A 26,518-nucleotide genomic window follows, 5' to 3' on the forward strand; every position below is an offset into this window, starting at 1 on the left:
AACATTTGCATTGCGGCACGAATACGCTTAGTCAGTGGCAAATTTTGGCGCTGGCCGCTTTCAAGAGGCGATCGCGCCTTCTGTTTTGAACAGGCGAGGAGAATGAAATGACTCCGGGAATCCGTCCGCTGGTTGCTGGCAACTGGAAGATGAATGGCACGGGAGAAACCCTGACCGAATTGCGTGCGATTGCTGCCGGTCTGAGCTCCGATCTTGGCCGCAAGCTTGATGCAGTTATCTGCGTACCTGCGACACTTCTTTCTCGCGCAGCGGAAACGCTCGAAGGTGAAACTGTCGGTCTCGGTGGCCAGGATGCTCACCATAAAGTGTCTGGTGCGCATACGGGCGATGTTTCTGCGGAAATGCTTAAAGAAGCAGGCGCCACGCATGTGATTATCGGTCACTCCGAGCGTCGGACCGACCATCATGAAAGCAATGAGGTTGTTCTCGCCAAAATCGAAGCCGCATGGGCAGCCGGACTGATTGCAATCGTTTGCGTCGGCGAGACTGCCGATGAGCGCAAAGCGGAGCGTACGCTTGACGTGATCGGCAAACAGCTTGCCAGTTCTTTGCCAGATGGTGTGAATGCCGAGAACACGATCATTGCTTATGAACCTGTTTGGGCAATTGGCACGGGGTTGACGCCGACGGTGCAGGACGTTCGCGCCGCACATGCTTTCATGCGCGAGCAAATGATCGAGCGTTTCGGCGCGAAAGGCGCGCATCTTCGACTACTCTACGGCGGGTCAGTCAAACCTTCCAATGCAATCGAATTGCTCGGCGTTGCAGATGTTGATGGCGCACTTGTCGGTGGGGCAAGCTTGAAGGCTAGTGATTTTCTCGCCATATGCGAAACCTATCGTAATTTGTAACTGGCACATTACGTCTGTCTATCTTGGTCTCGGGGCTTGGATTATCGGACAATAGCGTGTAAAGAGCCGCTCTAGTTTTAGGGATATAAAGACCGTAACCCATGCAGACCGTAATCATTGTCATTCACTTGTTGATCGTGCTGGCGCTTGTCGGCGTTGTGCTTATCCAGCGTTCGGAAGGCGGCGGCCTTGGTATTGGCGGTGGTTCGGGGTTCATGACGGCTCGCGGTGCAGCGAACGCGCTGACCCGCACGACAGCCATTCTTGCGATCGGTTTCTTCGCAACCTCGCTTATTCTGGGTATCATGGCGCGCTACGGTGAAAAGCCGACCGATATCCTCAATCGTATCCCAGCGGCAACCGGTAGCCAGACTGCTCCTGCAGGCGGCAACGGCGGCATTCTGAACCAGTTGGGCGGTGAGTCTTCGCGTCCTGACGCCAATCAGACGACGCCTACGACGCCAGGTGTGGTGGCTCCGGTAACACAGCCCGACGCTACCCAGCCGCAGGCTCCGGTCGTTCCGGAAACACCAGCCAACCCGGTTCCAAGCTCGCAGTAAAAAACCGAGCAATATGAACACAATGCGAAACCGGCCCTTGAGGCTGGTTTTCTTTTTGTTAACCATGGCACTCCAAAGTGTTGCAGCTAGGCAATAGGCTGCCGCGAATCGCATTGCAGAATGATGACGGCGAATTGAGAACCGGATCGCTTTGCAGTAAGGAGGACGAAAGTCCGGTCGCAATTGATGCGGCGGATGTTTCTCCCTCGTGCTTGAGTTTTCGGGAACCGAACATGTTTTCACGCCGTATTCTGATGGCCGGTATTGCAAGTCTTTGTTTTGGAGCGACTGCTCCGGCATTTGCAACTTCGCCGGTTAGCGCTGAAGCGCAGCTTAATGAAGCTGCCGCATCCGTTCAGCAGGTTGCTCTTTCAAGCGATGCCAAGGCCAACCCTGAAAAGCCGAAAAAGAAAAAGGTTTCCAAGAGCGGCAACACGGTAAAAGCCAATAAGTACAGTATCGATCCAAAGTTTCGGGCGCAGGAAGTAGCCTTCACCGGCTATAAGCCGGGCACCATCGTGATCGATCCGAAACAGCGTTTCCTCTATCTCGTTGAAACTTCGTCGACCGCTCGCCGTTATGGCATTGCGGTGGGCAAGCAGGGATTGGAATTTAAGGGCACCGGAACAATCAATGCGAAGCGCGAATGGCCGCGCTGGATTCCTACAAAGGAAATGATCGAACGAGATCCGGCTCATTATGGTCGTTTCAAGAACGGCATGGATGGCGGTCCGGGCAACCCGCTTGGCTCCCGCGCCCTTTACTTGTTCCAGGGGAACAAGGACACCTACATCCGTATTCACGGTACCGTTCAGCCTTGGACCATCGGTAGCTCAGCTTCCAATGGCTGCTTCCGCATGATCAATGAGGATGTGATGGATCTCTACGAGCGCGTCGGTCTCGGCACTGAAGTGGTTGTTCTCTGATCTGTAAATGACTATCTGAATGTGGTCGGGCTTACGGGCTCGACCTATTCTTTTGCGTCAGTCGCTATTCTGGCTAGTGGAAGCTGTGGATTTCGAGCTTCGACATGGCTTTATCTGAATAGGGGCGCTAGAGAATGCAGACGTATTCGCTCCGGAGTTTCTGGCTCCGGTTTTTCTTTGAGTAACCACGATTGCCGCCTGACTTCGGTGAAAAACACTGCCGGGGTGCATTTTTTTGTGGCGGAATCAATCAAGAAAGTCTAACGAGATAAGCCCATGGCGCGATATGTATTCATCACAGGCGGCGTGGTTTCTTCCCTCGGAAAAGGCATAGCCGCTGCAGCACTGGCTGCACTCCTTCAGGCACGCGGTTACCGCGTGCGTATCCGTAAACTCGACCCTTATCTGAATGTCGATCCCGGCACGATGTCGCCTTACCAACATGGTGAGGTGTTCGTCACTGACGACGGTGCAGAGACAGATCTTGATCTGGGCCATTACGAGCGGTTCACCGGTCGTCCTGCCAATCAGCAGGACAATATCACCACCGGTCGCATCTACCGTAATATCATTGAAAAGGAACGCCGCGGCGATTATCTCGGTGCGACGGTTCAGGTCATTCCGCATGTGACCGACGAGATCAAGAACTTCGTCCTTGAAGGCAACGAAGACTATGATTTTGTTCTCTGCGAAATCGGTGGCACGGTTGGCGATATTGAAGCTATGCCGTTCCTCGAAGCGATCCGTCAGCTTGGCAACGAACTGCCACGCGGAACTGCGGTTTATATCCATCTGACCTTGATGCCTTATATTCCGGCCGCTGGCGAGTTGAAGACCAAGCCGACCCAGCATTCGGTCAAGGAACTGCGCTCTATTGGTATTGCTCCAGATATTCTTCTGGTCCGCGCTGATCGCGAGATTCCTGAATCAGAACGTCGCAAGCTGTCGCTGTTCTGTAATGTCCGCGAAAGTGCGGTCATTCAGGCGCTCGATGTGGCCACGATCTATGATGTGCCGATTGCCTACCACAAGGAAGGCCTTGATTCGGAAGTCCTGTCGGCATTCGGTATCGATCCGGCTCCAAAGCCGCGTATGGATCGCTGGGAAGAGGTGTCCAACCGTCTCCACAATCCGGAAGGCGAAGTGACCATTGCCATCGTCGGCAAGTATACCGGTCTCAAGGATGCCTATAAGTCGCTGATCGAGGCGCTTTACCACGGTGGCCTTGCCAACAAGGTGAAGGTCAATCTCGACTGGATCGAGGCGGAAGTCTTCGAAAGTGAAGACCCGGCTCCATATCTGGAAAAGGTTCATGGCATTCTGGTGCCGGGCGGCTTTGGCGAACGTGGTGCGGAAGGCAAGATCCTTGCAGCGAAATTCGCTCGCGAACGCAAGGTTCCTTACTTTGGTATCTGCTTCGGCATGCAGATGGCTTGCATTGAAGCTGCTCGTAATCTCGTCGGCATAGAAAATGCGTCATCGACCGAGTTCGGCCCAACCAAGGAGCCGGTTGTCGGTCTCATGACGGAGTGGCTGAAGGGCAATATGCTCGAGAAGCGCGCTTCGGCTGGTGATCTTGGTGGCACGATGCGCCTTGGCGCGTATGAAGCAGCATTGGCACCAGGTTCAAAGATCGCGGAGATCTATGGCTCGACGGATATTTCGGAACGTCATCGTCATCGCTACGAAGTCAATATCGACTACAAGGATCGTCTGGAAGCAGCCGGATTGAACTTTGCGGGCATGTCACCGGATGGCGTTCTTCCGGAAACGGTTGAATATCCTGACCATCCTTGGTTCATCGGCGTTCAGTACCATCCGGAATTGAAGTCTCGACCATTCGAACCGCATCCACTTTTCGCTTCCTTCATCGAAGCGGCGATCGAGCAGAGCCGTCTGGTTTAAAACTACAACGCGCCTTTCGGGGCGCGTTTTCATTTGGGCTTTCAGGCTGTGGTCTTGTTTTCGACCCAGCTTTACGCCAGATAAGGTGCCTGCAAGGCATTCAATACCGAGGTCCACGTCATGGCGACTGCCAATTCATCCGTAAAAATCGGAAACGTTACTTTTTCAAACAGTGCGCCGTTTGCCCTGATAGCGGGTCCGTGCCAGATGGAAACGCGTGAACACGCTTTCGATATGGCGGGTCGTCTCAAGGAGATGACCGATAAGCTCGGCATTGGTCTCGTCTACAAGTCCAGCTTCGACAAGGCCAATCGCACATCCTTGAAGGCCGAGCGCGGCATCGGCCTCGAAAAGGCAATGGAAGTTTTCGCCGATCTCAAGAAGGAGTTCGGCTTTCCGGTGCTGACGGACATCCATACCGAAGAGCAGTGTGCCGAAGTTGCGCATGTGGTCGATGTCCTGCAAATCCCGGCATTCCTCTGCCGCCAGACCGATCTGCTGATCGCTGCCGCAAAGACGGGACGTGTCGTGAACGTCAAGAAGGGACAGTTTCTGGCGCCGTGGGATATGAAGAATGTTCTTTCCAAGATTACGGAAAGCGGCAATCCGAATGTGCTTGCGACCGAACGCGGTGCTTCTTTCGGTTATAATACGCTTGTTTCAGATATGCGCTCTCTGCCGATTATGGCTGGTTTTGGTTCACCGGTCGTGTTCGATGCGACTCACTCCGTACAGCAGCCGGGCGGGCAGGGCGGTTCGACAGGAGGACAGCGTGAATTCGTTGAAACGCTGGCTCGGGCAGCAGTTGCCGTCGGTGTTGCGGGGCTCTTCATTGAAACGCATCAGGACCCGGATAACGCACCGTCTGATGGTCCGAATATGGTGCCGGTGGATAAAATGCCCGCGCTTCTCGAAAAGCTCATGGCTTTTGATCGTATCGCAAAAGGGCTTTAAACAGTTCTCGGAGAATTTAAAAAGGCGGGGGATTTTCCTCCGCCTTTTGTTTCGCTAAGGCTTAAAAACTGGCCGGTGCATAATCTTTTCTGAAATGTCTGCAAACTTTCAGGATTATGCGCTAAGAAATGGCCGCATCGGATTTGTTAAGCGCCTCGCGGATATGGCGGGGCAATCTATAGGGAAGGACTGGTTCCTATGACTGCAATCATCGACATCGTCGGCCGCGAAATTCTCGACAGCCGCGGCAACCCGACCGTCGAAGTAGACGTCGTGCTTGAGGATGGCTCTTTCGGACGCGCTGCCGTTCCGTCCGGCGCATCGACTGGCGCACATGAAGCTGTAGAGCTGCGCGACGGTGGCAGCCGCTATCTTGGCAAGGGTGTTGAAAAGGCTGTTGAAGCTGTTAATGGCAAGATTTTTGACGCTATTGCAGGCATGGACGCGGAAAGCCAGCTGCTTATCGACCAGACGATGATCGAGCTCGATGGTTCGGCCAACAAGGGCAATCTCGGCGCCAACGCGATTCTGGGCGTCTCGCTTGCTGTCGCCAAGGCTGCGGCCCAGGCGACCGGTCTTCCGCTCTACCGCTACGTCGGTGGCGCAAATGCCCATGTTCTGCCGGTTCCCATGATGAACATCATTAATGGCGGCGCACATGCCGACAATCCGATCGATTTCCAGGAGTTCATGATTCTGCCGGTCGGCGCTTCATCCGTTCGTGAAGCCGTTCGTTACGGTTCGGAAGTTTTCCATACGCTCAAGAAGCGCCTCAAGGATGCCGGTCACAACACCAATGTCGGTGATGAAGGCGGTTTCGCTCCGAACCTGAAAAATGCCCAGGCTGCACTCGATTTCATTATGGAATCGATTGAGAAAGCCGGTTTCAAGCCTGGTGAAGATATCGCCCTTGGCCTCGATTGCGCCGCGACCGAGTTCTTCAAGGACGGCAATTACGTCTATGAGGGTGAACGCAAGACGCGCGATCCAAAGGCTCAGGCCAAGTATCTTGCCAAGCTCGCCAGCGACTATCCTATTGTCACCATCGAAGACGGTATGGCTGAAGACGACTGGGAAGGCTGGAAGTATCTGACCGATCTTATTGGCAACAAGTGCCAGCTTGTCGGCGACGATCTGTTTGTCACCAACTCGGCCCGCCTGCGCGACGGTATCCGCATGGGCGTTGCCAATTCGATTCTCGTCAAGGTTAATCAGATCGGATCGCTGTCGGAAACGCTCGACGCTGTCGAGACTGCTCACAAGGCTGGCTATACCGCTGTCATGTCGCATCGTTCAGGTGAAACGGAGGATTCGACGATTGCCGATCTCGCCGTTGCCACCAACTGCGGCCAGATCAAGACCGGCTCGTTGGCCCGTTCCGACCGTACGGCCAAGTACAATCAGCTTATCCGCATCGAGGAAGAACTCGGCAAGCAGGCCCGTTATGCAGGCCGCAGCGCACTGAAGTTCCTCTAATTTTTCTGAGAATCATAAAAGGCGGGCTTAGGGCCCGCCTTTTTTCGTTTCAGCACTATATGAACCCAGATATTCGGCATTTGACCCAATGTAATTATATTGATATCAATGTTATTACATTGGTGTTCGAACTGATGAGGGAGCGGCTTAAACGCAACTGACGAAGCCGTGGGCGGATTTATCAACGGGAGAGAGAAAATGGCTTATATCGAAGGATTTGTTGTCGCCGTCCCCAAGGCGAACAAGGAAGTCTATCGCAAGCATGCCGCTGAAGCCGCTGTATTATTCAAGGAGTTTGGTGTGACGCGCATGGTCGAGGCATGGGGGGATGATGTGCCGGACGGCAAGGTTACCGATTTTCGACGTGCAGTTAAGGCAGAGGACGACGAGGAGGTTGTGTTCTCCTGGTTCGAATATCCCGACAAGGCGACGCGCGACGCTGCAAATAGCAAGATGATGAGTGATCCGCGCATGAAGGCAATGGGTGACCAGATGCCATTTGATGGCAAGCGCATGATCATGGGCGGGTTTTCCACTATTGTTGATGTTTGATTGAACTTTTTGTTCCGCTTGCAAAATCAAGTGTTCATCTGTCTGCCATTGTAGTTGACCGGCTATGGCGTACCTTGGAGCGCCGATCTGATTGAAGCAGATCGGCGCTCTAATTGTTTGTCCGAACGTGGATCTTATCAGAAAACCGTTTCACACTTTCCTGGATGCGCGCTAGGAGTTCATCTCGCTAGGGGGCGTTCATGAAATCTTACCTGATTAATCTCGACAGGAGCCGTGATCGGCTCGCCTTTATGACGGAGCAGTTTCGCAGGCTGGGATGTGACTTTGTGCGTGTAGCCGCCGTCGATGCGCGCATGCTCACTCCTGAGCTGGCTCAGGATACATTGGCCTCCAATCAAAAATGGCCACACCCTCTGACGCCAGCCGAAATAGGCTGTTTTCTTTCCCATAGAAAATGTATCGAACGCATTGCGCAGGGTGAGGAAAACTATGCTGCAGTCTTCGAGGATGATGTCGTTTTCGGTCGGGGTGCGGACAAGCTGTTTGCCTCGATCAACTGGATACCCGTCGATGCGGATATCGTTAAAATTGAGACACATGAAAAGACAGTGCTTCTCGGGCCACATCTAACTTGTACCGATACGGATTTTACGGTTGCTCGGCTGCGAAGTCGGCACCTTCTCTCGGCTGGCTATATTATGTCAAAGTCGGCCGCGCAGCGTATGCTCGCCTTTATGGAAAAGCCTTCGGCACCTCTGGACCATTTTCTGTTTGATTCCGAGTTTGGTCCTTTCTCTAATTTTGTAGTTTATCAGACTTACCCGGCGCTGTGCCGTCAGGTCGGTCTGGAAAGTACAATTGGCGGGAATCGCAAGCATGCAAAAATCCGCCCTGCATTGATGCGGCTTTTGGTTCGGGAAACTGTCAGAATCTATAAACGCTTACGTCTCGTTATCATTGGTACTTGCGTAAACATGGGAGCTAGAAAGCGTTGGACGCCGATTCCCTTTGAGGCTGAGAATGAGATCGATTGAATAGCTTGCGAGCCAAAGTGTTTGCGGCAGCACGGAAAAATCAGGGTTACACGCTCCCGACATCTGTTCTTGGTAAATCTCTGTTAAGCAAAATAATGCTTGATGGTGGAATTCGGATTGACGCCCTTCGCAGGATTCGCGGCGGCCTTGAATATCCGGGAAGGAAGCCGAAATGTGGACCAAGCAGAAGCGTAAATCGATCCGTGGGCGTTTTGTATTGCCCATTCTGACGGCCGCGTTTCTGAGCTATTTCGGTTTTCACGCCTATCATGGCGAATTCGGTCTCTATTCCCGTATCCAGCTAGAAGAGCAAAAAAGCCTTTTGGCCAAGCAGCTCGAGCAGGTAACGGCGGATCGCACTGCACTCGAAAAGCGAGTCACGCTTTTGCGTGACGGTTCCATCGAGAAGGATATGCTTGACGAGCAGGCACGCAGGGCGCTTAATCTCTCCCATCCCGATGAAGTGACAATTATCACCTCCAGGGAAGACCGATCAAATTAACTGAAATCCGGTTAATTGTCTTTTTGTGATATGTTTTTAAGGGCTTGGCGACATAGCAGCTATGCTCTGGGCGCATATTGTATCTTGTGATATGCCCGTATAACGTCACAATAGAACGACAATTTAGGGAGCGAGATATGGCACCGAGGGCTAAAAAGTCGCCTGCAAGCAAAACGCAGGCGTCTTCTGTGACTGCACCCAAGGCACCTGCACCTGTGAACTTCGACAAGAAGCAGGAGCTGGACGCTTATCGCGAAATGCTGTTGATCCGGCGTTTCGAAGAAAAGGCCGGCCAGCTTTACGGCATGGGCTTCATCGGCGGCTTCTGCCACCTTTATATCGGCCAAGAGGCCGTAGTGGTGGGTATGCAGATGGCGCTGAAGGAAGGTGATCAGGTTATCACCGCCTATCGCGATCATGGTCATATGCTTGCAGCGGGCATGAGCGCGCGTGGCGTTATGGCTGAACTGACCGGACGTCGCAGCGGCCTTTCCAAGGGCAAGGGCGGCTCCATGCACATGTTCTCCAAAGAGAAGAACTTCTACGGCGGTCACGGTATCGTCGGTGCGCAGGTTTCGCTTGGCACAGGTCTTGCGTTCGCGAATCGTTATCGCGACAACGACAATGTAACGCTGACCTATTTCGGTGACGGTGCTTCCAATCAGGGGCAGGTCTACGAAAGCTTCAACATGGCATCGCTGTGGAAGCTGCCGGTAGTCTACATCATCGAAAACAATCGCTATGCCATGGGCACATCGGTTTCGCGCTCCTCCGCTGAAACTGATTTCTCGAAGCGCGGTCTTTCTTTCAATATTCCGGGTATTCAGGTTGACGGCATGGACGTTCGTGCGGTCAAGGCTGCTGCCGATCTGGCTGTGGAATGGACGCGTTCCGGCAAGGGACCGATCATTCTCGACATGCAGACCTATCGTTACCGCGGTCACTCGATGTCGGACCCGGCAAAGTATCGCTCGAAGGAAGAAGTGCAGAAGATGCGCTCCGAACATGATCCGATCGAGCAGGTCAAGCAGCGTCTGATCGAAAAGGGTTGGGCAACCGAGGAAGAGCTGAAGGAAATCGACAAGGACGTCCGCGACATTGTCGCTGATTCTGCTGATTTCGCTCAAAACGATCCGGAGCCGGATGCATCCGAGCTCTACACGGATATTCTGCTCTAATTCCAGGAAGGTGTTGTCATGCCCGTAGAAATTCTCATGCCCGCACTTTCCCCAACCATGGAAGAGGGCAAGCTCTCGAAGTGGCTGAAGAAAGAAGGCGACAAGGTTACGTCCGGCGATGTGATCGCTGAAATTGAAACCGACAAGGCGACGATGGAAGTCGAAGCTGTCGACGAAGGCACGATCGGCAAAATCCTTGTCGATGAAGGCACCGAAGGCGTGAAGGTTAATACGCCCATTGCTGTGCTTCTCGGTGATGGTGAAAGTGCTTCCGATATTGGTTCTGCTCCGGCTGCCAAGGCTGAAGCACCAGAAGGCGAAGCCAAGGAAGAGCCAAAAGCTGAAGAAAAGAAGGCTGATGCTGTTCCGGCTGCTCCCAAGGCTCCGGCGCTCGAAGTCGTGTCCGACCCGGACATTCCGGCTGGCACCGAAATGGTTTCCACAACCGTTCGTGAAGCGCTTCGCGATGCGATGGCCGAAGAAATGCGCCGCGATCCGAACGTTTTCGTCATGGGTGAAGAAGTTGCCGAATATCAGGGCGCTTACAAGGTAACGCAGGGACTTCTCGATGAGTTCGGTTCCAAGCGCGTTGTCGATACCCCGATCACTGAGCATGGTTTTGCCGGTGTAGGTGTTGGCGCTGCTTTTGCAGGTCTGCGCCCGATCGTTGAATTCATGACTTTCAACTTCGCCATGCAGGCAATCGACCAGATCGTGAACTCTGCCGCCAAGACGCTTTATATGTCCGGCGGACAGATGGGCGCCCCGATGGTCTTCCGCGGTCCGTCCGGTGCGGCTGCACGCGTTGCTGCCCAGCATTCGCAGTGCTACGCAGCCTGGTACAGCCATATTCCAGGTCTCAAGGTCGTGATGCCGTACACGGCAGCCGACGCTAAGGGCCTGCTGAAGGCTGCAATCCGCGATCCGAATCCGGTGATCTTCCTCGAAAACGAAATTCTCTACGGTCATCATTTCGATGTGCCCAAGCTTGATGATTTCGTTCTGCCGATCGGCAAGGCCCGCATTCACAAGCAGGGCACGGACGCGACCATCGTTTCGTTCGGTATCGGCATGACCTATGCCATCAAGGCGGCCGAAGAACTGGGCCAGCAGGGTATCGATGTTGAAATCATCGATCTGCGCACGATCCGCCCGATGGATATTCCAACGGTTGTGGAATCGGTCAAGAAGACCGGTCGTCTGGTGACGGTGGAAGAAGGTTTCCCGCAGTCGTCCGTCGGTACGGAAATTGCCACCCGCGTCATGCAGCAGGCCTTCGATTATCTCGATGCGCCGATCCTGACCATTGCCGGTAAGGATGTTCCTATGCCTTATGCGGCAAATCTGGAAAAGCTGGCGCTGCCGACGGTTGCCGAAGTGGTCGAAGCGGTGAAAGCCGTTACCTATACCGCGTAACGAAAGGGTCTGGACATGCCGATCAATATCACCATGCCAGCGCTTTCTCCGACGATGGAAGAAGGCAACCTGTCGAAATGGCTGGTCAAGGAAGGCGACAAGGTCGCACCTGGCGATGTTATTGCTGAAATCGAGACCGACAAGGCCACGATGGAAGTGGAAGCTGTGGACGAAGGCACTATCGCCAAGCTCGTGGTTCCCGCAGGCTCCGAAGGCGTCAAGGTCAATGCGTTGATCGCTATCCTTGCCGAAGAAGGCGAGGACGTGGCGGCTGCGGCCAAGGGCGCAGCGTCTGCTCCGAAGGCAGAAGCAAAGGCCGAGGCTCCGAAAGAAGAGCCGAAGCCCGCTGAAGCCAAAAAGGAAGCCGCAACACCTGCAACGGCGCCCGCACCCGTCAAAGCGGAGCAGCCTGCTGCTTCGAATAAGGGCGACCGCGTATTTGCGTCGCCGCTTGCTCGTCGTATCGCCAAGGAATCCGGTGTCGATATCGCTGCCGTGAAGGGTACCGGCCCGCATGGCCGTGTCGTTCAGCGCGATGTGGAGGCCGCTCTGGCTTCCGGTGGAGCCAAGGCTGCTGCGCCGAAGGCGGAAGTGGGCTCTGCTGCCACGCCGAAGCCGATGTCGGATGATGCCGTTCTCAAGCTCTTTGAAGAAGGCACCTACGAGATCGTTCCGCACGATGGCATGCGCAAGACGATTGCCCGCCGTCTGGTGGAATCGAAGCAGACTGTTCCGCATTTCTATCTGACGATCGATTGCGAACTGGATGCGCTTCTGGCGTTGCGTTCGCAGATCAATGCCGCCGCTCCGATGATCAAGACTGAAAAGGGCGAGGTTCCGGCCTACAAGCTTTCTGTCAACGATCTGGTGATCAAGGCTGTTGCTCTTGCGTTGCGTGATATTCCTGAAGCCAACGTCTCCTGGACTGAAGGCGGCATGATCAAGCACAAGCGTGCAGATGTCGGCGTTGCCGTGTCGATCCCAGGTGGCTTGATTACGCCAATCGTGCGTCAGTCGGAATCGAAGACGCTGTCCGCCATCTCCAACGAGATGAAGGACCTTGCCAAGCGTGCGCGTGATCGCAAGCTGAAGCCTGAAGAGTATCAGGGCGGTTCGACCTCCGTGTCCAATCTCGGCATGTTCGGCGTGAAGGACTTTGCCGCGATCATCAATCCGCCCCATGCGACCATTTTCGCAATCGGTGCAGGTGAACAGCGTGCAGTGGTCAAGAACGGTGAAATCAAGGTTGCGACCGTTATGTCCGTGACCCTTTCAACCGATCACCGTGCCGTCGATGGCGCGTTGGCTGCTGAACTTGCACAGGCCTTCAAGCGTCACATCGAAAACCCGATGGGTATGCTGGTCTGATCGATCAACTTCAAGGGCGTCGTGTTCTGCTGAACTCGACGCCTGAGGTTTTTGAATGGCTGGACAACTGAACCTACGCCGGGCTGAACGCCGTGAAGCCGCTGAGATCGCCATTCTTGTCGATATCTCGTCACACGGTTTTGCGTCATGGCTCTGGTACAGTGCGGTTCTTGACGGACAAACTGAAACGGCCATGGAACGCGGTCGGCAATATATGCGTGCCGACGGCACCGAGGGCTGGCAGAGTACGACCATAGCCGAGTGGGCTGGCGACATTGCCGGGCTTTCCATCGGCTTTACCGTGGACGAAAGCATTAACGATCAGTCGGCAAAACATCCGGTTATGGATCAGCTGATCGCGATGCAGCGCAAGGTCATTGGCAACCGCTTTATAGACAGCGTTGGCGTTTATCGGGAGTTCCGCGGCAAGGGAATTGGCCGCGCTCTTGTCACCAACGAGATTGACCTGGCTTGTCGGAATGGCAATCGGGCCATCAGCCTGATAACCGAAAGCCACAACGATGTGGCGCTTTCCCTTTACGGCGCCCATGGTTTCAAGGAAATTGAGCGGCTCGAAGCGATAGAACGCATTGGGCAGGACAAAAGACACGACTGGGTGCTGCTCACCCGAGAAGTGAACTGAGCAAAGGCAGGACAATATGGCCGACATTTACGACGTTATTGTTATCGGCTCGGGCCCGGGTGGTTATGTCACCGCAATCCGCGCTGCGCAGCTTGGCCTCAAGACGGCTATCGTCGAGCGTGAACATCTGGGCGGAATCTGCCTCAACTGGGGCTGTATTCCCACCAAAGCGTTGTTGCGTTCGGCTGAGATCCTGCATTTTGGCGAACACGCCAAGGATTACGGTCTGAAGCTGGAAGGCACAATTACACCTGATGTGACGGCTGTGGTGCAGCGATCGCGCGGTGTTTCGGCCCGTCTTAACGGTGGTGTCGGCTTCCTGATGAAGAAGAACAAGATCGACGTGATCTGGGGTGAGGCGAAGCTCGTAAAGGCTGCCTCGGGCAGCAATCCGGTTGAGATTTCGGTCGGCAAGTCGTCAAAGCAGCCGATGCAACCGCAGAACCCTATCCCGAAGGGCGTTCTGGGCGAGGGGACCTACAAGGCGAAGCACGTCATTGTCGCTACTGGTGCACGTCCACGTTCTCTGCCGGGCATTGAGCCGGATGGCAAGCTGATCTGGACCTATTTCGAAGCAATGGTTCCACCGGAACTGCCGAAGTCCATGCTTGTAATGGGGTCGGGTGCGATCGGTATCGAATTCGCTTCTTTCTACAATGACATGGGCGTTGACGTGACGGTCGTGGAACTGATGCCGCAGATCATGCCGGTTGAAGACGCAGAGATTTCGGCAGTCGCGCGCAAACAGCTTGAAAAGCGCGGTCTGAAGATCATTACCGACGCCAAAGTTACCAAGGTCGAGAAGGGCGCAAACAATGTGACTGCCCATATCGAAACCAAGGATGGCAAGACTGAGAAATTGACCGTCGACCGTATGATTTCGGCGGTTGGCGTTCAGGGCAACATCGAAAATCTCGGCCTGGAAGCGCTCGGCGTCAAGACTGATCGCGGATGCATCGTCATTGATGGTTATGGCAAGACCAATGTTGCGGGCATCTATGCTATAGGTGACGTTGCCGGGCCGCCGATGCTGGCGCACAAGGCCGAGCATGAAGGCGTTATCTGCATCGAGAAGATTGCAGGTCTTCCGAACGTTCACCCGCTCGACAAGAATATGATTCCGGGCTGCACCTATTGTAACCCGCAGGTCGCTTCCGTCGGTCTGACAGAAGCAAAAGCCAAGGAAAAGGGTTACGATATCCGCGTCGGTCGTTATTCGTTTGCCGCAAATGGCAAGGCGATTGCACTTGGAGAAGATCAGGGGCTGGTCAAGACTATCTTCGACAAGAAAACGGGACAGTTGCTCGGCGCCCATATGGTCGGCGCTGAGGTGACCGAGCTCATCCAGGGCTTCGTGATCGCCATGAATCTCGAAACGACCGAGGAAGAACTGATGCATTCGGTCTTCCCACACCCGACCCTTTCGGAAATGATGAAGGAAAGCGTTCTGGATGCGTATGGTCGCGTGCTGAATGCATAAGACGGAGAGACGCTCATTCCGCTGATCGAGAACGGAGGGCCATGGCGGCGTGCCGCCTGGCCCATCATCAAATGGTGTACCGTGGGAGGGCTGGTGCTGGGGTTTGCAGCCGGCACCTTGAGCGTTCTTGGCGGCAACACCATATCGGTCAACGGAATGGCCCTAACCGGCTGGTACGGTGTCTGGGCGCTTACATTGGCGCTCGGCACTGCGGGCTTGGTGTTTGGCTTGATATGGGCATTGGTTTTCCGGGCTCTCGGACTGGCGGCGCGGCGATGAGTAGCAAATCGCTCAAGTTGACAGGGTAGGGAGCAGGGATTAGGACCGAACCGAACTTGGAAGCATTTCATGAAAATGTTTCGGATAGGCAGGGAAAAGCATGGTTACAGTTCTCGATCTGGTGAACCAAGGCAAGCGTGAACGGCATCCAGAGAAGGCGCATCGTCCGGACAATGTTGTCCTGAAGAAGCCTGACTGGATTCGCGTCAAGGCTCCTGTCTCGCGCGGCTACAGTGAAACGCGTGATATTGTTCGCTCAAACAAGCTGGTCACGGTTTGCGAAGAAGCTGGTTGCCCGAACATTGGTGAGTGCTGGGAAAAGAAGCACGCGACCTTCATGATCATGGGCGAGATCTGTACGCGCGCTTGCGCCTTCTGCAACGTCTCGACCGGTATCCCGACTGCGCTCGATCCAAACGAACCCGAGAATGTCGCTAAGGCTGTCAAGCAGATGGGCCTGACGCATGTGGTTATCACGTCGGTTGATCGCGACGACCTTGCTGATGGCGGCGCGCAGCATTTTGCCGAGGTCATTCAGGCGATTCGTGAAGCTACTCCTGCGACCACGATTGAAATCCTGACGCCGGATTTCCTGCGCAAGGAAGGTGCTCTTGAAGTCGTGGTCAAAGCCCGTCCGGACGTGTTCAACCACAATCTGGAAACCGTGCCTTCGAAATATCTCAAGGTTCGCCCCGGCGCTCGTTATTTCCATTCGATCCGCCTGCTGCAGCGCGTCAAGGAACTGGACCCGACCATTTTCACCAAGTCCGGTATCATGGTCGGTCTCGGTGAAGAGCGGAATGAAATTCTTCAGCTGATGGACGATCTGCGTTCGGCGGATGTGGATTTCATGACCATCGGTCAGTATCTCCAGCCGACCCGCAAGCATCATCCTGTCATTCGCTTTGTGACCCCTGACGAATTCAAGTCGTTCGAAACGATTGGCCGGACAAAGGGCTTCCTGCTGGTTGCGTCCAGTCCGCTGACGCGTTCATCGCATCACGCTGGCGATGATTTCGCCAAGCTGAGGGCAGCGCGCGAGGCGCAGATTGCTGCACAGGTCTAAGACAAGAAATGCCGCAATTTACGACCGTCAGGCGGGTGCATCACCGGGCAGATCAGATGTTCGGCCTTGTTGCGGATGTTGAGAAATATCCGCAGTTTCTGCCGATGTGTGAGGCTTTGTCGGTTCGCTCCCGCAAGGAGCGTGACGACAAGGCTCTTCTCATCGCCGACATGACGGTTGGTTACAAGCTCATACGCGAGACATTCACCAGCCAGGTGCTGCTGAAGCCCGAGGAAAATGTCATCGATGTGAAGTATCTCGACGGGCCGTTTCGCTATCTCGACAATCGCTGGACCTTCAAGCCGGTGGGCGATGGAAGCGAGTGCGATGTCGAGTTCTTCATCGATTATGAGTTCAAGAGCCGTACCCTTGGCCTTCTCATGGGAACGATGTTCGACCTCGCTTTCAAGAAATTTTCAGAAGCTTTCGAGAAGCGGGCCGACCAGATTTTCGGTCTGGCCTGAAAACCGTTTTACCCTTTTCAGGATGTGCTTTTACTGCGCTGTATAGCCGCCATCGACCAGTATGGATGCTCCGGTGACGAAGGAAGCTTCGTCGCTTGCCAGAAAAAGCACGACGCTGGCTACTTCTTCGGCACGACCGAGGCGGCCTATTGGATGCAAAGCCACGAGCGCCTGTTTCTTGTCGTCCGGAATATCCTTGAGAAGCGGCGTGTCGATATAGCCGGGGCAGACTGCGTTAACCCGGATGTTCTGCGCTCCGTAATCGATGGCAAGCGTCTGCGTCAGAAGCTTTACGCCGCCCTTTGCTGCCGCATAAGCGGTGACACCTGATTTACCGACGTGACTGTGAATGGATCCGCAATTCACGATCACGCCGCCGCCCTGCGAGCGCATCTGATCAATGGCGTATTTATCGCAAAGATAGACGCCGGTGAGGTTGATATCGATGGTTTTTTGCCATGCAGCTTCATCGAGCTCGTCTATCGGGCCGTCTGCGGCAATGCCTGCATTGGCGAACATGATGTCGAGGCGGCCATAGGTTTCGACGGTTTTGGCAATCAGTGCCTGCACAGCTTTCGTGTCCGTCACATCGGTTTTGACGAATAATGCCCGCTCGGTGCCGCCTGCAAGCTTGTTGGCCAGTTGCTGGCCATGCTCGGAATAATCCGCGATGACGACATTCGCTCCTTCGCGAACGAAGGCCCGAACAGTTGCTTCACCGATGCCGCTTGCTCCACCGGTTACGATTGCCACCTTACCATCGAAACGCATCGCCATGTTCTCCTTACCTGGTCAAAGACAAGGATAGGGCACCATAGATAAAAGTATACGCTCTAATTTATCGAAGGTTTTCCAGGACGAGGTCCAGTGCGGCGAGAACTGTCGCGTGGCGAATCTCAGCTCGGGTTTTGGGACCGAAACGAAATTCGCGATGAAGGGGCGGGTAGCCTTTTCGCGCCGATGCGATGTGAACAAGCCCAACGGGCTTTTCATCGGAACCGCCACCTGGCCCCGCAATGCCGGTAACTGCCACCGTTACATCGGCACGGGAGTGAGAAAGTGCCCCTTCAGCCATGGAAAGCGCGACTTCCTTCGAGACAGCACCGACGCGATTGATCAATTCCATCGGAACGCCGATCATTTCGGCTTTCGCTTCGTTGGAATAGGTGACGAAGCCGCGATCCACGACATCGGACGATCCGGCGATGTCAGTCAGAGCTCCGGCTATAAGTCCTCCCGTGCAGGATTCTGCCGTTGCAATCATTATGCCGGCCTTGCGACAGGCATCCAACACGGCAACAGCTTTTTCTTCTGCAATCAGCGCGCTCATTCGGGCACCTCACCGGGATAGATGACGGTTGCCGTTGCAATTGCAGCGATACCCTCGCGGCGCCCGACGAAGCCGAGCTTCTCATTGGTGGTCGCTTTGACGGAAACCCGGTCTGTGGTAATTCCCAGCATGTCGCAAAGCGCTTCCGTCATTGCTGCGCGGTGTGGACCGATCTTGGGTGCTTCGCTGATAAAGGTCACGTCAACATTGGCAATACGCCCACCTGCTTCACGTACGATATTGGCGGCGTGTTCGACAAAGATGCGGGAGGCTGCACCTTTCCACTGCGGGTCGGAAGGAGGGAAATGCGTACCAATATCACCCGCTCCTCGCGTCGCAAGCAGGGCGTCGGTCAGCGCATGAAGTCCGACATCGGCGTCTGAATGACCATTGAGTTTTGCTTCATGGGGGATTTTCACGCCGCACAGCATCACATGATCGCCGGGCTCAAAGGAATGGACGTCATAACCATTCCCAGTACGAATGTCGGGAAACGAGACGTGGTCTTGCCGCAGGCGCTTGTCAGCCATTTCAATATCCTTTGCCCAGGTAAGCTTTGTATTGTCTGCCGATCCTTCGATGATGCGGACGGCGATGCTTTGCCACTCGGCGATGGCGGCATCGTCCGTGAAATCAAAGCGATTGATCGCGTAGGCCTGTTCATGCGCATCAAGGATAGGCGGGTAGGGAAATGCTTGAGGTGTCTGTGCCGCGAAAAGGCCCGCGCGAGGCACCGTCGTTTTTACTGTTCCGTCTGTGGCTGACTGCTTGAGCGTGTCGGAAACGGCCAGAGCCGGTAGAACGCCTTCATCAGGTGCGAGGTTCTCGACAATACGCTTCAGCAAATCCTGACTGATGAACGGTCTCACGCCGTCGTGGATCATGACATATTGCGGCGCATAATCTCTCAACGCAAGGAGGCCAAGACGTGTTGATTCCTGCCGGGTAGCGCCGCCATTCACGACGAGAATATTACCACAGTTTTCCGGGACGGCACGTTCGTAAAGCACATGGTCATCAGGGTGAATGACGACAACGATGCTATCAACCAGTGGGCAGTCGATAAAGGCGCGTAAAGTGCGGGTAAGTACGGCTTCGCCACCGATGCGCCGGTATTGTTTCGGCCCTTCGACGTTCTGCCCGGCTCGCTCCCCGCGGCCAGCCGCCACAATGACTGCTGCTATCTTTGAAATGGTTGTTGCCTCTGCCAAAGGTTGCATCTGTTCAAATCTGCGTTTCCAAGCCGAATAATGCCTTGCGCAGATAAATGCCAGACGACAATTGATTTATCGTGATTTTGCGCGCGCTTTTCCTTGCGTTGAAAAGTGAGGCTGATTAATGTATGTGCTAATTGCGCTATGCACATCAAATAGGCACCCATCAGTGAGTTTCCTCGATCAACCTTTGAGTATAGGCGCTGTGGCGCTTGCCAACCGTGTGTTTCTTGCGCCGATGTCGGGCGTTTCGGACCTTCCATTCCGCAGGCGCGCAGCAGCGGCTGGCGCGGGCATGGTCGTGTCTGAAATGGTCGCCAGTGCTGAACTTTGTAACCGTCACAAGGAAAGCCTTCTGCGCCTCTCAGGCGAGGGGCTTGGAACGCATGTCGTGCAGCTTGCGGGACGCGAAGCGCATTGGATGGGCGAGGCAGCCAGGATCGCCGCGGGCGAAGGTGCTGATATCATCGATATCAATATGGGTTGCCCGGCCAAGAAAGTGACAGGCGGTTATTCCGGGTCTGCGCTGATGCGCGATCTCGATCACGCAATGACCCTCGTTGAGGCCACTGTCAATGCGGTCGGCATTCCCGTTACGCTCAAGATGCGGCTGGGATGGGACGAGAAAAGCATTAACGCGCCTGAACTTGCAAGACGTGCCGAAAGTGCCGGTATCGCCATGGTGACTGTCCACGGGCGTACGCGTTGTCAGTTCTATGAAGGCAAGGCGGACTGGAATGCAATTCACGCCGTCCGCGACGCGATCAGGATTCCTCTGGTTGCCAACGGAGATGTGGCGTGTCGAGGTGATGCTGAGGAAATTATGCGCCGCTCTGGAGCTGATGCCGTGATGGTCGGGCGTGCCTCTTATGGGCAACCGTGGCTGGCTGGTGCAATTGCAGGAAGTGACTTTGCCCCACAGTCTCGAAATGAAGTTCTTGATTATATTATAAAGCATTACGAAGATATGCTCGAGCATTATGGAAGCACGACGGGCATCCGTCATTCCCGCAAGCATCTAGGTTGGTATATTGATCGCCATGCTGGTGCCGCATGTATGCCTGCCGAGAAAGCGGAAGTGATGACCCTGACCGACCGGCAAGCCGTCATCGATGCTTTGCGTCGTATATTCATGCGCGAAGCTCCAGAAGCCGCGCTCAAAGAGGTTGCCTGATGCGCGAGAGAACTGAAACGAACGGCATTCCATCGGTCGTGCTCGATGCCATCAGCCAGCCGGTTATCATGGTTAGCGCCGAGAACTATATTGCCTATGCAAATCTGGATGCGGAACAGTTCTTTCGTTCCGGCTCGTCCATTCTTGCGCGCAATCGGCTGGAGTCCTTTCTGCCCTTTGGTAGTCCGCTGTTAGCGCTGGTCGATCAGGTTCGCACCAGCCAGATGCCGGTGAACGAATATCGCGTCGATGTCTCGTCACCACGTCTTGGGGCGGAGCGTATCGTTGATATTTACGTAGCACCTGTCGCGGAGCTGCCGGGTGCTGTGGTCATCCTCTTCAAGGAAAAGACGATGGCCGAAAAGATCGATCGCCAGATGACACATCGCGGCGCGGCGCGGTCCGTGACCGGGCTTGCATCGATGCTGGCTCATGAAATCAAGAACCCTCTCTCTGGTATCCGTGGTGCGGCACAATTGCTGGAACAGGTTGTCGGCGACGAGGATCGTGCGCTTGCGCGTCTTATTACCGATGAAACGGATCGGATCGTTTCACTGGTTGACCGCATGGAGGTTTTCTCGGACGAGCGCCCCATCGAGCGCTCTGCCGTCAATATTCATGCAGTTTTGGATCATGTGAAGGCGATTGCGAGGAACGGGTTCGCACGGAAGATCCGTTTTGTGGAAGATTATGATCCTTCTCTCCCACCAGTTTTCGCCAATCGAGACCAACTCGTGCAGGTGTTCCTCAATCTGCTGAAGAATGCCTCGGAAGCCATAGGCGACCGTGAAGGCGGCGAGATTGTCTTATCCACGGCGTATCGTCCGGGCATTCGTCTGCAGGTGCCGGGCGCGCGGGACAGGGTGGCGCTGCCTCTCGAATTCTGCGTGCATGATAACGGACCGGGTGTGCCGCAGGACATGCTGCCGCATCTGTTCGATCCCTTCGTGACCACGAAGACCAATGGTTCGGGACTGGGATTGGCACTCGTTGCGAAGATCATTGGTGACCATGGCGGTATTATCGAATGCGACAGCCATCCTTCGCGAACGACTTTCCGCGTCCTGATGCCCGCATGGAAAAACACGGAACTGGCAGCTGGAAATACTGGAGATAACGCATGACCGCAGGACGTCCGACAGGAACCATATTGGTGGCGGATGACGATGCAGCTATTCGGACCGTGCTGAACCAGGCATTGTCACGGGCAGGCTACGATGTGCGTGTGACTTCTAATGCTGCCTCGCTTTGGCGCTGGGTGGCTGCAGGCGACGGTGATCTGGTCATCACTGACGTCAATATGCCGGACGAGAATGCCTTCGACCTCCTGCCACGCATCAAGAAGATGCGCCCTGACCTGCCAGTTGTGGTCATGAGCGCGCAGAACACATTCATGACGGCAATCCGGGCATCCGAGGCGGGAGCCTACGAATATCTGCCGAAGCCATTCGATTTGACGGAACTCATCAATATCGTCGGTCGGGCTCTGTCTGAACCAAAACGTAAGCCCATTGCCGCTTTATCGGATGAGCAGGCCGATAACATGCCGCTGGTCGGCCGCTCGCCTGCGATGCAGGAAATCTACCGTTTGCTGGCCCGCATGATGCAGACGGATTTGACCGTCATGGTTACAGGTGAATCCGGCACAGGCAAGGAACTGGTTGCGCGTGCCCTGCACGAATACGGGCGCCGCCGAAAAGGGCCGTTTGTAGCGATCAATATGGCCGCAATCCCGCGCGACCTGATCGAGTCCGAGCTGTTCGGGCACGAGAAGGGTGCCTTTACCGGCGCGCAGAACCGCTCGAGCGGCCGCTTCGAGCAGGCGAATGGCGGAACACTGTTTCTCGACGAGATCGGCGATATGCCGATGGAAGCACAAACCCGTCTTTTGCGTGTGCTACAGCAGGGCGAGTATATGACAGTCGGCGGACGTACGCCGATCAAGACCGACGTGCGCATCGTTGCCGCGACCAACAAGGATTTGCGGCAACTGATAGCGCAAGGTTTGTTCCGTGAGGATCTTTATTACCGGTTGAATGTCGTGCCCCTGCGCTTGCCGCCGCTTCGCGAGCGCAGCGAGGATGTGGCCGATCTTGTGCGCCATTTTTTCAAACGCGCTGCCGAAGAGGGGCTGCCGGAGAAGCGTATCAGCACTGCTGGCCTGGAAATGATGCGCCGGTATCCATGGCCAGGAAATGTGCGTGAACTGGAAAATCTCGTCCGGAGGCTTTCGGCGCTTTATCCGCAAGAGGAAATATCGCCGGAAATCATCGAAACGGAATTGAAGTCTGAACTGGCCAAGCCGGATATCATTTCCGTCAGTGGCGGCGATATGGAGAATATTTCCATATCGCAGGCCGTCGAGCAGAATATGCAGCGTTACTTTGCATCATTCGGTGCCGATCTGCCGCCGCCGGGGCTTTATCACCGGGTTCTGGCGGAACTGGAATATCCCTTGATCCTCGCATGTCTTACGGCAACACGTGGAAATCAGATCAAGGCGGCAGATCTTCTGGGATTAAATCGGAACACGCTGCGCAAGAAAATTCGCGAGCTCGGGGTCAATATCTACCGCGGAAACAAGGGAAACTGAGCGGTAATCAGGCGCTAATAACGCATTAACTACATTATTTAATGAGCAATTAAGTCTGTTCGACTACTGTTGGTTGCATGGGAAGTCAGCAATCCACACGAAGCAAGAAAACTCGGCGCATTCTCGAACCGGCTGTAAGGAGCGGCATTCTTGCCGCGCCTTTGATATTGATGCTTGCAATCGTCGTTATTCTGTCAGGAGCAGAGCCAAGGCTCTCCGCGATGATCGATCAGACCTTCACCGGTTCGATAAGCCCTATCTTAAAGTAATTACCCGTTGGCCTTGAAGAAGACGCCTGCACTCCTACTCTTTTAGAATAGCTAAAGGAGGTAATCATGCGTCTTGCTATCACGACTTTATTTTTTGGTCTGTCCGTTGCTGCTGCCTATGCCGCTCCGCCACCGGAAGGCACCAAACTGTCGGAAATAATCGCGAAAATCGAACAAAATGCAGATACGGCTTTTATCGACGAAGTCGACTGGAATGATCGTGGTTACTATGAGGTCGAATATGTCACCAAGGCTGGTGCCAAGGTTGAGGTCAAGGTCGATCCGAAAACCGGAGAAAATATTCGGTAATCTCTGGCACTTTCGAGCCTTTATGCTGGAGCGGGTAGCGGGAATCGAACCCGCGCGTTCAGCTTGGGAAGCTGACAGGCTGCCATTACATCATACCCGCAAACTGTAATGTATTTCAGCTAATTAGCGACAAGTTTGATGAGGCCGCCTTAGAAAGTTTTACAGTTGGTTTTGCCAAACTATGTTCTCTTTCTGGTCTCGTCAAACTCTTTTGTCGGCAGCTCGGCCTTGCCATTGCTTTCGCTCTCATGACCTCACGAAACACTACAGTATCGTGACAAATTTTTCATGAACCGTTCCATTGATATCCAGGATTGAGAAGCCATCTGCAGATGACGCTTCCAACCAAGCAGCCAGATTTTCTGGCTGTTGCAGATGACAGGAAATCCATGGGCAAGACCACAAAGCGCCGGGCACTGCTAATCGTAAATCCTCATGCCCGAAATGGCAGGGGATACGGCGCGGATATTCGCTCTGCGCTGGAACGCGGCGGTCTCCAGCTCATCGAGCGAAATCCGCAGGACGACGAGACGATTTCAGATGTGATCCTTCGCGAAAGAGATTGTGATCTCGTTATTGTCGGTGGTGGTGATGGCTCGCTGAACGCTGCGGCCAAAGGATTGATGGAAACGGGAATGCCACTTGCAATCCTTCCGCTTGGAACTGCAAATGATTTCGCCCGAACCATCGGCATTCCTGCCGATCCTGTTGAGGCGGCGCGTCGCCTTGTTTCCTATGAGGTGCGGCCCATCGACCTGGGTGAGGTGAATGGTCATCTTTACTTCAATGTCGCGAGCATCGGCTTCAGTGCTGAACTGGCGCAGCAACTCAGCTCTGCGGCAAAGAAGAAGTGGGGAAAGCTCGGTTATGCAATGGTTGCGGCACGTATCCTCATGCGTTCGGAGCTTTTCACAGCCTATCTGGAGCACGACGGAATGACCGAGAAAATCCGTACATTGCAGGTTTCTGTCGGGAATGGAAAATTCTACGGTGGCGGTATGGCCGTCGAGAAGGATGCCACAGTGGATGACGGTAGGCTGGATTTCTATAGTCTGGAAGTCGATCACTGGTGGAAACTTTTGCGTCTTCTTCCCAGTCTGCGCCGTGGCACCCACTCCAGATGGGATGATGTGCGGGCTTTTCCGACGACTGAAGTGATTGTGCGCACCAAGAAGCCACGTGCCGTAAACACAGATGGCGAGCTATCGACCTGGACACCAGCTCATTTCCGCCTGTTGCCCAAGGCGATCAACGTCTACATGCCTGATCCGGCAATGAGGCCGTGATATTGACGAGGCAAAAAAAGACCCGCCTTGTTGGAGCGGGCCTAATCCATGACGTTAGGTGACTGGCTCGGAGGTCACTAGAGCCGTATGAGTAACGATTGAAGGGCCTGAACGTTCCACATCTAAAAGAAAAAATACCAGATAAGCAGCACGACAACGAGTGGAACGCCCATCAGCCAAAGGATCATTGCTCTCAACATTCTTTTTCTCCTTCCTGTTGAAAATTCAACGCTTTGAATGAACGATCGTTCCACGAGACTAGAGGATACAGCTCGTCGGAGTTGAGTGGAGGTCATGCAGCGCGACTCAAAATATGCGGAATTCCAAAAGCTTTAATGATCCGTCAATGAATCGGTGACATCACTAAAATCTAAAAGGGCGCAACCAGCGTTTTCGGTTGTGTTGTTGAGTAACGGGCGTGTGGCGTATGGATTCGAAACGAGGGCTGAAACATTCGGTCAACGGCAAGGCAGTGAAGCTGCGCGACAAGCGCGGTTCCGTCGCCATGTTGTCGTTCATGGCTATTGCGGTCGCCTTGGCGGGCTGTGCCTCGGCACCTCAGCCGAAATCGAAGACAAAGCGCTCAAAGGAATATTTCGCCGAATCTAAATATGGCGTGAAAGCCAGCCCGCGCGTGGCTTTTTCGAAGGGAAAGCCTCTGCCGCGTGGCGGCGGGCGCGATCAGACCGGACAGCCCTACAAGGTCAAGGGGCGTTGGTATTATCCCAAGGAAGACAAAAAATATGTCAAGGTCGGCCACGCCTCCTGGTATGGCGAAGCTTTTCACGGCCGCCTGACGGCCAACGGTGAGGTCTATGACATGGCGCATCTGACAGCTGCGCATCCAACCATGCCGTTGCCGAGTTATGCCCGTGTGACCAATCTTGCCAATGGCAGTTCGGTCATCGTACGCGTGAATGATCGTGGTCCGTATGAATTTGACCGTGTCATCGATCTCTCCCAGAAAGCTGCCGAAATGCTTGATTACCAGCATCACGGCACGGCGAATGTGAAGGTCGAATATGTCGGCAGAGCGCCATTGGATGGCAATGACGACGCATTCCTGATGGCGTCTTACCGTCCGGCGGGTGGCGATGGGATCGGCCAGCCTGCAACTGGCGTCATGATGGCGATGAATGGGCCAACGCCGACTTCGCCGAAGTCACGCGTTCCTATGCCTGTGATGGACGCTGTTCCGGTCTCTGCGCCCATACCTGAAAACTCACCTTTTGCCGTCGATCCTGCTTATAGCGATCCGTCTGGCGGACCAGCTCCGTTGTTGCCAGCGAATGTGCCTGTGCCGTCGCAGCGCCCCGGTTCAAGCTTCGGAGTGGCGAATGCTGCCGGTGTGAGCGGTCTTGCCGGCTATGCTTCGGACCGTCTTGCTGTAACCGCTTATACCGAGGAGCGCACCTATGGCAGCATCCTGACCAAGGATGCAATTTCGAGCGCCTGGAAGCGCCGCGAGGCTGAGGAGCACGGCGAATATGTCGAGCTTGGCACATTCAAGACGCTTGAAGAGGCAAGGCAGCTTCAGGCGTCGTTGCCACGTTCAACCCGATTTACGCTTACCAAGATTCCAACTGACACCAGCGAGTCTTACGAGCTGACAGCCGTGGCAGAGAAAGGCGGAAACGACGCCCTATTGCGGGCGGCCTGGAAGGCGGGCGCAGTGAATGCGTTTGTCGTTCGTCTCGATTGATTGCT

Annotated in this window: 26 protein-coding genes and 1 tRNA gene; 23 read left to right on the forward strand and 4 right to left on the reverse strand. The window is 54.7% G+C overall.

Features of this window, described 5'->3' with window-relative positions:
• The first annotated feature begins 107 nt into the window (after nucleotides 1-107).
• The 17 genes from tpiA to ACYSN1_RS00640 all read left to right on the forward strand — a co-directional run bounded on the left by tpiA (nucleotide 108) and on the right by ACYSN1_RS00640 (nucleotide 16,636).
• Nucleotides 108-872, forward strand: coding sequence for a triose-phosphate isomerase (tpiA, locus tag ACYSN1_RS00560; RefSeq protein ID WP_461723972.1), 765 nt, complete (start codon nucleotides 108-110; stop codon nucleotides 870-872).
• A gap of 101 nt (nucleotides 873-973) precedes the next feature.
• Complete coding sequence (gene secG / locus ACYSN1_RS00565) at nucleotides 974-1,432, forward strand: preprotein translocase subunit SecG (protein WP_461723973.1); 459 nt, start codon at nucleotides 974-976, stop codon at nucleotides 1,430-1,432.
• Between the two features lie 233 nt (nucleotides 1,433-1,665).
• On the forward strand, nucleotides 1,666-2,358 hold the full coding sequence (locus ACYSN1_RS00570) for a L,D-transpeptidase (protein WP_461723974.1): 693 nt from the start codon (nucleotides 1,666-1,668) through the stop codon (nucleotides 2,356-2,358).
• A gap of 276 nt (nucleotides 2,359-2,634) precedes the next feature.
• Complete coding sequence (locus tag ACYSN1_RS00575; RefSeq protein ID WP_461723975.1) at nucleotides 2,635-4,263, forward strand: CTP synthase; 1,629 nt, start codon at nucleotides 2,635-2,637, stop codon at nucleotides 4,261-4,263.
• A 120-nt stretch (nucleotides 4,264-4,383) separates the two neighbouring features.
• On the forward strand, nucleotides 4,384-5,217 hold the full coding sequence (kdsA, locus tag ACYSN1_RS00580; RefSeq protein ID WP_461723976.1) for a 3-deoxy-8-phosphooctulonate synthase: 834 nt from the start codon (nucleotides 4,384-4,386) through the stop codon (nucleotides 5,215-5,217).
• A gap of 198 nt (nucleotides 5,218-5,415) precedes the next feature.
• Nucleotides 5,416-6,693 carry a phosphopyruvate hydratase gene (gene eno / locus ACYSN1_RS00585; protein WP_176037393.1) on the forward strand — a complete coding sequence of 426 codons (1,278 nt, stop codon included), beginning with the start codon at nucleotides 5,416-5,418 and terminating at the stop codon, nucleotides 6,691-6,693.
• Nucleotides 6,694-6,891: 198 nt separating this feature from the next.
• A complete protein-coding gene (locus ACYSN1_RS00590; protein ID WP_109987786.1) occupies nucleotides 6,892-7,245 on the forward strand; it encodes a DUF1428 domain-containing protein in 354 nt (117 codons plus the stop codon).
• Between the two features lie 200 nt (nucleotides 7,246-7,445).
• Nucleotides 7,446-8,240 carry a glycosyltransferase family 25 protein gene (locus ACYSN1_RS00595; RefSeq protein ID WP_461723977.1) on the forward strand — a complete coding sequence of 265 codons (795 nt, stop codon included), beginning with the start codon at nucleotides 7,446-7,448 and terminating at the stop codon, nucleotides 8,238-8,240.
• 172 nt (nucleotides 8,241-8,412) lie between these two features.
• Nucleotides 8,413-8,742 (forward strand): FtsB family cell division protein, encoded by a 330-nt coding sequence (locus ACYSN1_RS00600; protein WP_061346222.1) that lies wholly within the window; start codon nucleotides 8,413-8,415, stop codon nucleotides 8,740-8,742.
• A 137-nt stretch (nucleotides 8,743-8,879) separates the two neighbouring features.
• Nucleotides 8,880-9,920, forward strand: coding sequence for a pyruvate dehydrogenase (acetyl-transferring) E1 component subunit alpha (gene pdhA / locus ACYSN1_RS00605; RefSeq protein ID WP_109987788.1), 1,041 nt, complete (start codon nucleotides 8,880-8,882; stop codon nucleotides 9,918-9,920).
• A gap of 18 nt (nucleotides 9,921-9,938) precedes the next feature.
• Nucleotides 9,939-11,336: a pyruvate dehydrogenase complex E1 component subunit beta gene (locus tag ACYSN1_RS00610; RefSeq protein ID WP_461723978.1), complete on the forward strand. Its 1,398-nt coding sequence runs from the start codon at nucleotides 9,939-9,941 to the stop codon at nucleotides 11,334-11,336.
• A gap of 33 nt (nucleotides 11,337-11,369) precedes the next feature.
• A complete protein-coding gene (locus ACYSN1_RS00615) occupies nucleotides 11,370-12,704 on the forward strand; it encodes a pyruvate dehydrogenase complex dihydrolipoamide acetyltransferase (RefSeq protein ID WP_461725234.1) in 1,335 nt (444 codons plus the stop codon).
• 55 nt (nucleotides 12,705-12,759) lie between these two features.
• A complete protein-coding gene (locus tag ACYSN1_RS00620) occupies nucleotides 12,760-13,347 on the forward strand; it encodes a GNAT family N-acetyltransferase (protein ID WP_461723979.1) in 588 nt (195 codons plus the stop codon).
• Nucleotides 13,348-13,363: 16 nt separating this feature from the next.
• Nucleotides 13,364-14,827 carry a dihydrolipoyl dehydrogenase gene (gene lpdA, locus ACYSN1_RS00625; RefSeq protein ID WP_461723980.1) on the forward strand — a complete coding sequence of 488 codons (1,464 nt, stop codon included), beginning with the start codon at nucleotides 13,364-13,366 and terminating at the stop codon, nucleotides 14,825-14,827.
• A gap of 81 nt (nucleotides 14,828-14,908) precedes the next feature.
• Nucleotides 14,909-15,106, forward strand: coding sequence for a hypothetical protein (locus ACYSN1_RS00630; RefSeq protein WP_104756332.1), 198 nt, complete (start codon nucleotides 14,909-14,911; stop codon nucleotides 15,104-15,106).
• Nucleotides 15,107-15,206: 100 nt separating this feature from the next.
• Nucleotides 15,207-16,172 (forward strand): lipoyl synthase, encoded by a 966-nt coding sequence (gene lipA, locus ACYSN1_RS00635; protein WP_461723981.1) that lies wholly within the window; start codon nucleotides 15,207-15,209, stop codon nucleotides 16,170-16,172.
• A gap of 8 nt (nucleotides 16,173-16,180) precedes the next feature.
• Nucleotides 16,181-16,636, forward strand: coding sequence for a type II toxin-antitoxin system RatA family toxin (locus tag ACYSN1_RS00640; protein WP_461723982.1), 456 nt, complete (start codon nucleotides 16,181-16,183; stop codon nucleotides 16,634-16,636).
• A 30-nt stretch (nucleotides 16,637-16,666) separates the two neighbouring features.
• On the opposite strand, the gene ACYSN1_RS00645 is transcribed toward ACYSN1_RS00640, so the two are convergent.
• From ACYSN1_RS00645 to ACYSN1_RS00655, 3 genes are all read right to left on the reverse strand, one after another.
• The gene (locus ACYSN1_RS00645) at nucleotides 16,667-17,407 is read right to left on the reverse strand and encodes an SDR family NAD(P)-dependent oxidoreductase (protein WP_461723983.1); all 741 of its coding nucleotides are present in this window, start codon (nucleotides 17,405-17,407) and stop codon (nucleotides 16,667-16,669) included.
• Nucleotides 17,408-17,474: 67 nt separating this feature from the next.
• Entirely contained in the window at nucleotides 17,475-17,966 is a 492-nt protein-coding gene (locus tag ACYSN1_RS00650; protein ID WP_461723984.1) for a CinA family protein, read from the reverse strand.
• On the reverse strand, nucleotides 17,963-19,186 hold the full coding sequence (locus ACYSN1_RS00655; protein ID WP_461723985.1) for a bifunctional 2-C-methyl-D-erythritol 4-phosphate cytidylyltransferase/2-C-methyl-D-erythritol 2,4-cyclodiphosphate synthase: 1,224 nt from the start codon (nucleotides 19,184-19,186) through the stop codon (nucleotides 17,963-17,965). Before ACYSN1_RS00655 ends, ACYSN1_RS00650 begins: the two co-directional genes overlap by 4 nt.
• A 163-nt stretch (nucleotides 19,187-19,349) precedes the next feature.
• On the opposite strand from ACYSN1_RS00655, the gene dusB reads away from it, so the two are divergent.
• From dusB to ACYSN1_RS00675, 4 genes are all read left to right on the forward strand, one after another.
• Nucleotides 19,350-20,354, forward strand: a complete 1,005-nt coding sequence (dusB, locus tag ACYSN1_RS00660; protein WP_461723986.1) for a tRNA dihydrouridine synthase DusB — start codon at nucleotides 19,350-19,352, stop codon at nucleotides 20,352-20,354.
• Nucleotides 20,354-21,478 (forward strand): two-component system sensor histidine kinase NtrB, encoded by a 1,125-nt coding sequence (locus ACYSN1_RS00665; RefSeq protein ID WP_461723987.1) that lies wholly within the window; start codon nucleotides 20,354-20,356, stop codon nucleotides 21,476-21,478. The genes dusB and ACYSN1_RS00665 overlap by 1 nt, the downstream gene beginning before the upstream one ends.
• The gene (ntrC, locus tag ACYSN1_RS00670; RefSeq protein WP_461723988.1) at nucleotides 21,475-22,947 is read left to right on the forward strand and encodes a nitrogen regulation protein NR(I); all 1,473 of its coding nucleotides are present in this window, start codon (nucleotides 21,475-21,477) and stop codon (nucleotides 22,945-22,947) included. The genes ACYSN1_RS00665 and ntrC overlap by 4 nt, the downstream gene beginning before the upstream one ends.
• A 335-nt stretch (nucleotides 22,948-23,282) precedes the next feature.
• Nucleotides 23,283-23,525 carry a PepSY domain-containing protein gene (locus ACYSN1_RS00675; RefSeq protein WP_461723989.1) on the forward strand — a complete coding sequence of 81 codons (243 nt, stop codon included), beginning with the start codon at nucleotides 23,283-23,285 and terminating at the stop codon, nucleotides 23,523-23,525.
• Nucleotides 23,526-23,551: 26 nt separating this feature from the next.
• On the opposite strand, the gene ACYSN1_RS00680 is transcribed toward ACYSN1_RS00675, so the two are convergent.
• Nucleotides 23,552-23,625: transfer RNA gene (locus ACYSN1_RS00680), tRNA-Gly, on the reverse strand.
• Nucleotides 23,626-23,914: 289 nt separating this feature from the next.
• On the opposite strand from ACYSN1_RS00680, the gene ACYSN1_RS00685 reads away from it, so the two are divergent.
• Together ACYSN1_RS00685 and ACYSN1_RS00690 are read left to right on the forward strand one after the other, a co-directional pair.
• On the forward strand, nucleotides 23,915-24,811 hold the full coding sequence (locus tag ACYSN1_RS00685; protein WP_461725235.1) for a lipid kinase: 897 nt from the start codon (nucleotides 23,915-23,917) through the stop codon (nucleotides 24,809-24,811).
• A gap of 427 nt (nucleotides 24,812-25,238) precedes the next feature.
• Nucleotides 25,239-26,513 carry a septal ring lytic transglycosylase RlpA family protein gene (locus ACYSN1_RS00690; RefSeq protein ID WP_461723990.1) on the forward strand — a complete coding sequence of 425 codons (1,275 nt, stop codon included), beginning with the start codon at nucleotides 25,239-25,241 and terminating at the stop codon, nucleotides 26,511-26,513.
• Nucleotides 26,514-26,518 lie beyond the last annotated feature (5 nt).

It is taken from the genome of Brucella sp. LJL56 (assembly GCF_054871705.1).

Coding starts and splice junctions, on each gene's coding strand:
- eno (WP_176037393.1), top strand. CDS start 5,416: ATGACTGCAATCATCGACATCGTCGGCCGCGAAATTCTCGACAGCCGC.
- ACYSN1_RS00655 (WP_461723985.1), bottom strand. CDS start 19,186: ATGCAACCTTTGGCAGAGGCAACAACCATTTCAAAGATAGCAGCAGTC.
- ACYSN1_RS00575 (WP_461723975.1), top strand. CDS start 2,635: ATGGCGCGATATGTATTCATCACAGGCGGCGTGGTTTCTTCCCTCGGA.
- ACYSN1_RS00600 (WP_061346222.1), top strand. CDS start 8,413: ATGTGGACCAAGCAGAAGCGTAAATCGATCCGTGGGCGTTTTGTATTG.
- ACYSN1_RS00645 (WP_461723983.1), bottom strand. CDS start 17,407: ATGCGTTTCGATGGTAAGGTGGCAATCGTAACCGGTGGAGCAAGCGGC.
- ACYSN1_RS00570 (WP_461723974.1), top strand. CDS start 1,666: ATGTTTTCACGCCGTATTCTGATGGCCGGTATTGCAAGTCTTTGTTTT.
- ACYSN1_RS00665 (WP_461723987.1), top strand. CDS start 20,354: ATGCGCGAGAGAACTGAAACGAACGGCATTCCATCGGTCGTGCTCGAT.
- ACYSN1_RS00690 (WP_461723990.1), top strand. CDS start 25,239: ATGGATTCGAAACGAGGGCTGAAACATTCGGTCAACGGCAAGGCAGTG.
- ntrC (WP_461723988.1), top strand. CDS start 21,475: ATGACCGCAGGACGTCCGACAGGAACCATATTGGTGGCGGATGACGAT.
- ACYSN1_RS00675 (WP_461723989.1), top strand. CDS start 23,283: ATGCGTCTTGCTATCACGACTTTATTTTTTGGTCTGTCCGTTGCTGCT.
- secG (WP_461723973.1), top strand. CDS start 974: ATGCAGACCGTAATCATTGTCATTCACTTGTTGATCGTGCTGGCGCTT.
- ACYSN1_RS00640 (WP_461723982.1), top strand. CDS start 16,181: ATGCCGCAATTTACGACCGTCAGGCGGGTGCATCACCGGGCAGATCAG.
- ACYSN1_RS00615 (WP_461725234.1), top strand. CDS start 11,370: ATGCCAGCGCTTTCTCCGACGATGGAAGAAGGCAACCTGTCGAAATGG.
- ACYSN1_RS00610 (WP_461723978.1), top strand. CDS start 9,939: ATGCCCGTAGAAATTCTCATGCCCGCACTTTCCCCAACCATGGAAGAG.
- ACYSN1_RS00590 (WP_109987786.1), top strand. CDS start 6,892: ATGGCTTATATCGAAGGATTTGTTGTCGCCGTCCCCAAGGCGAACAAG.
- ACYSN1_RS00595 (WP_461723977.1), top strand. CDS start 7,446: ATGAAATCTTACCTGATTAATCTCGACAGGAGCCGTGATCGGCTCGCC.
- lpdA (WP_461723980.1), top strand. CDS start 13,364: ATGGCCGACATTTACGACGTTATTGTTATCGGCTCGGGCCCGGGTGGT.
- pdhA (WP_109987788.1), top strand. CDS start 8,880: ATGGCACCGAGGGCTAAAAAGTCGCCTGCAAGCAAAACGCAGGCGTCT.
- lipA (WP_461723981.1), top strand. CDS start 15,207: ATGGTTACAGTTCTCGATCTGGTGAACCAAGGCAAGCGTGAACGGCAT.
- ACYSN1_RS00620 (WP_461723979.1), top strand. CDS start 12,760: ATGGCTGGACAACTGAACCTACGCCGGGCTGAACGCCGTGAAGCCGCT.
- ACYSN1_RS00685 (WP_461725235.1), top strand. CDS start 23,915: ATGGGCAAGACCACAAAGCGCCGGGCACTGCTAATCGTAAATCCTCAT.
- kdsA (WP_461723976.1), top strand. CDS start 4,384: ATGGCGACTGCCAATTCATCCGTAAAAATCGGAAACGTTACTTTTTCA.
- tpiA (WP_461723972.1), top strand. CDS start 108: ATGACTCCGGGAATCCGTCCGCTGGTTGCTGGCAACTGGAAGATGAAT.
- ACYSN1_RS00650 (WP_461723984.1), bottom strand. CDS start 17,966: ATGAGCGCGCTGATTGCAGAAGAAAAAGCTGTTGCCGTGTTGGATGCC.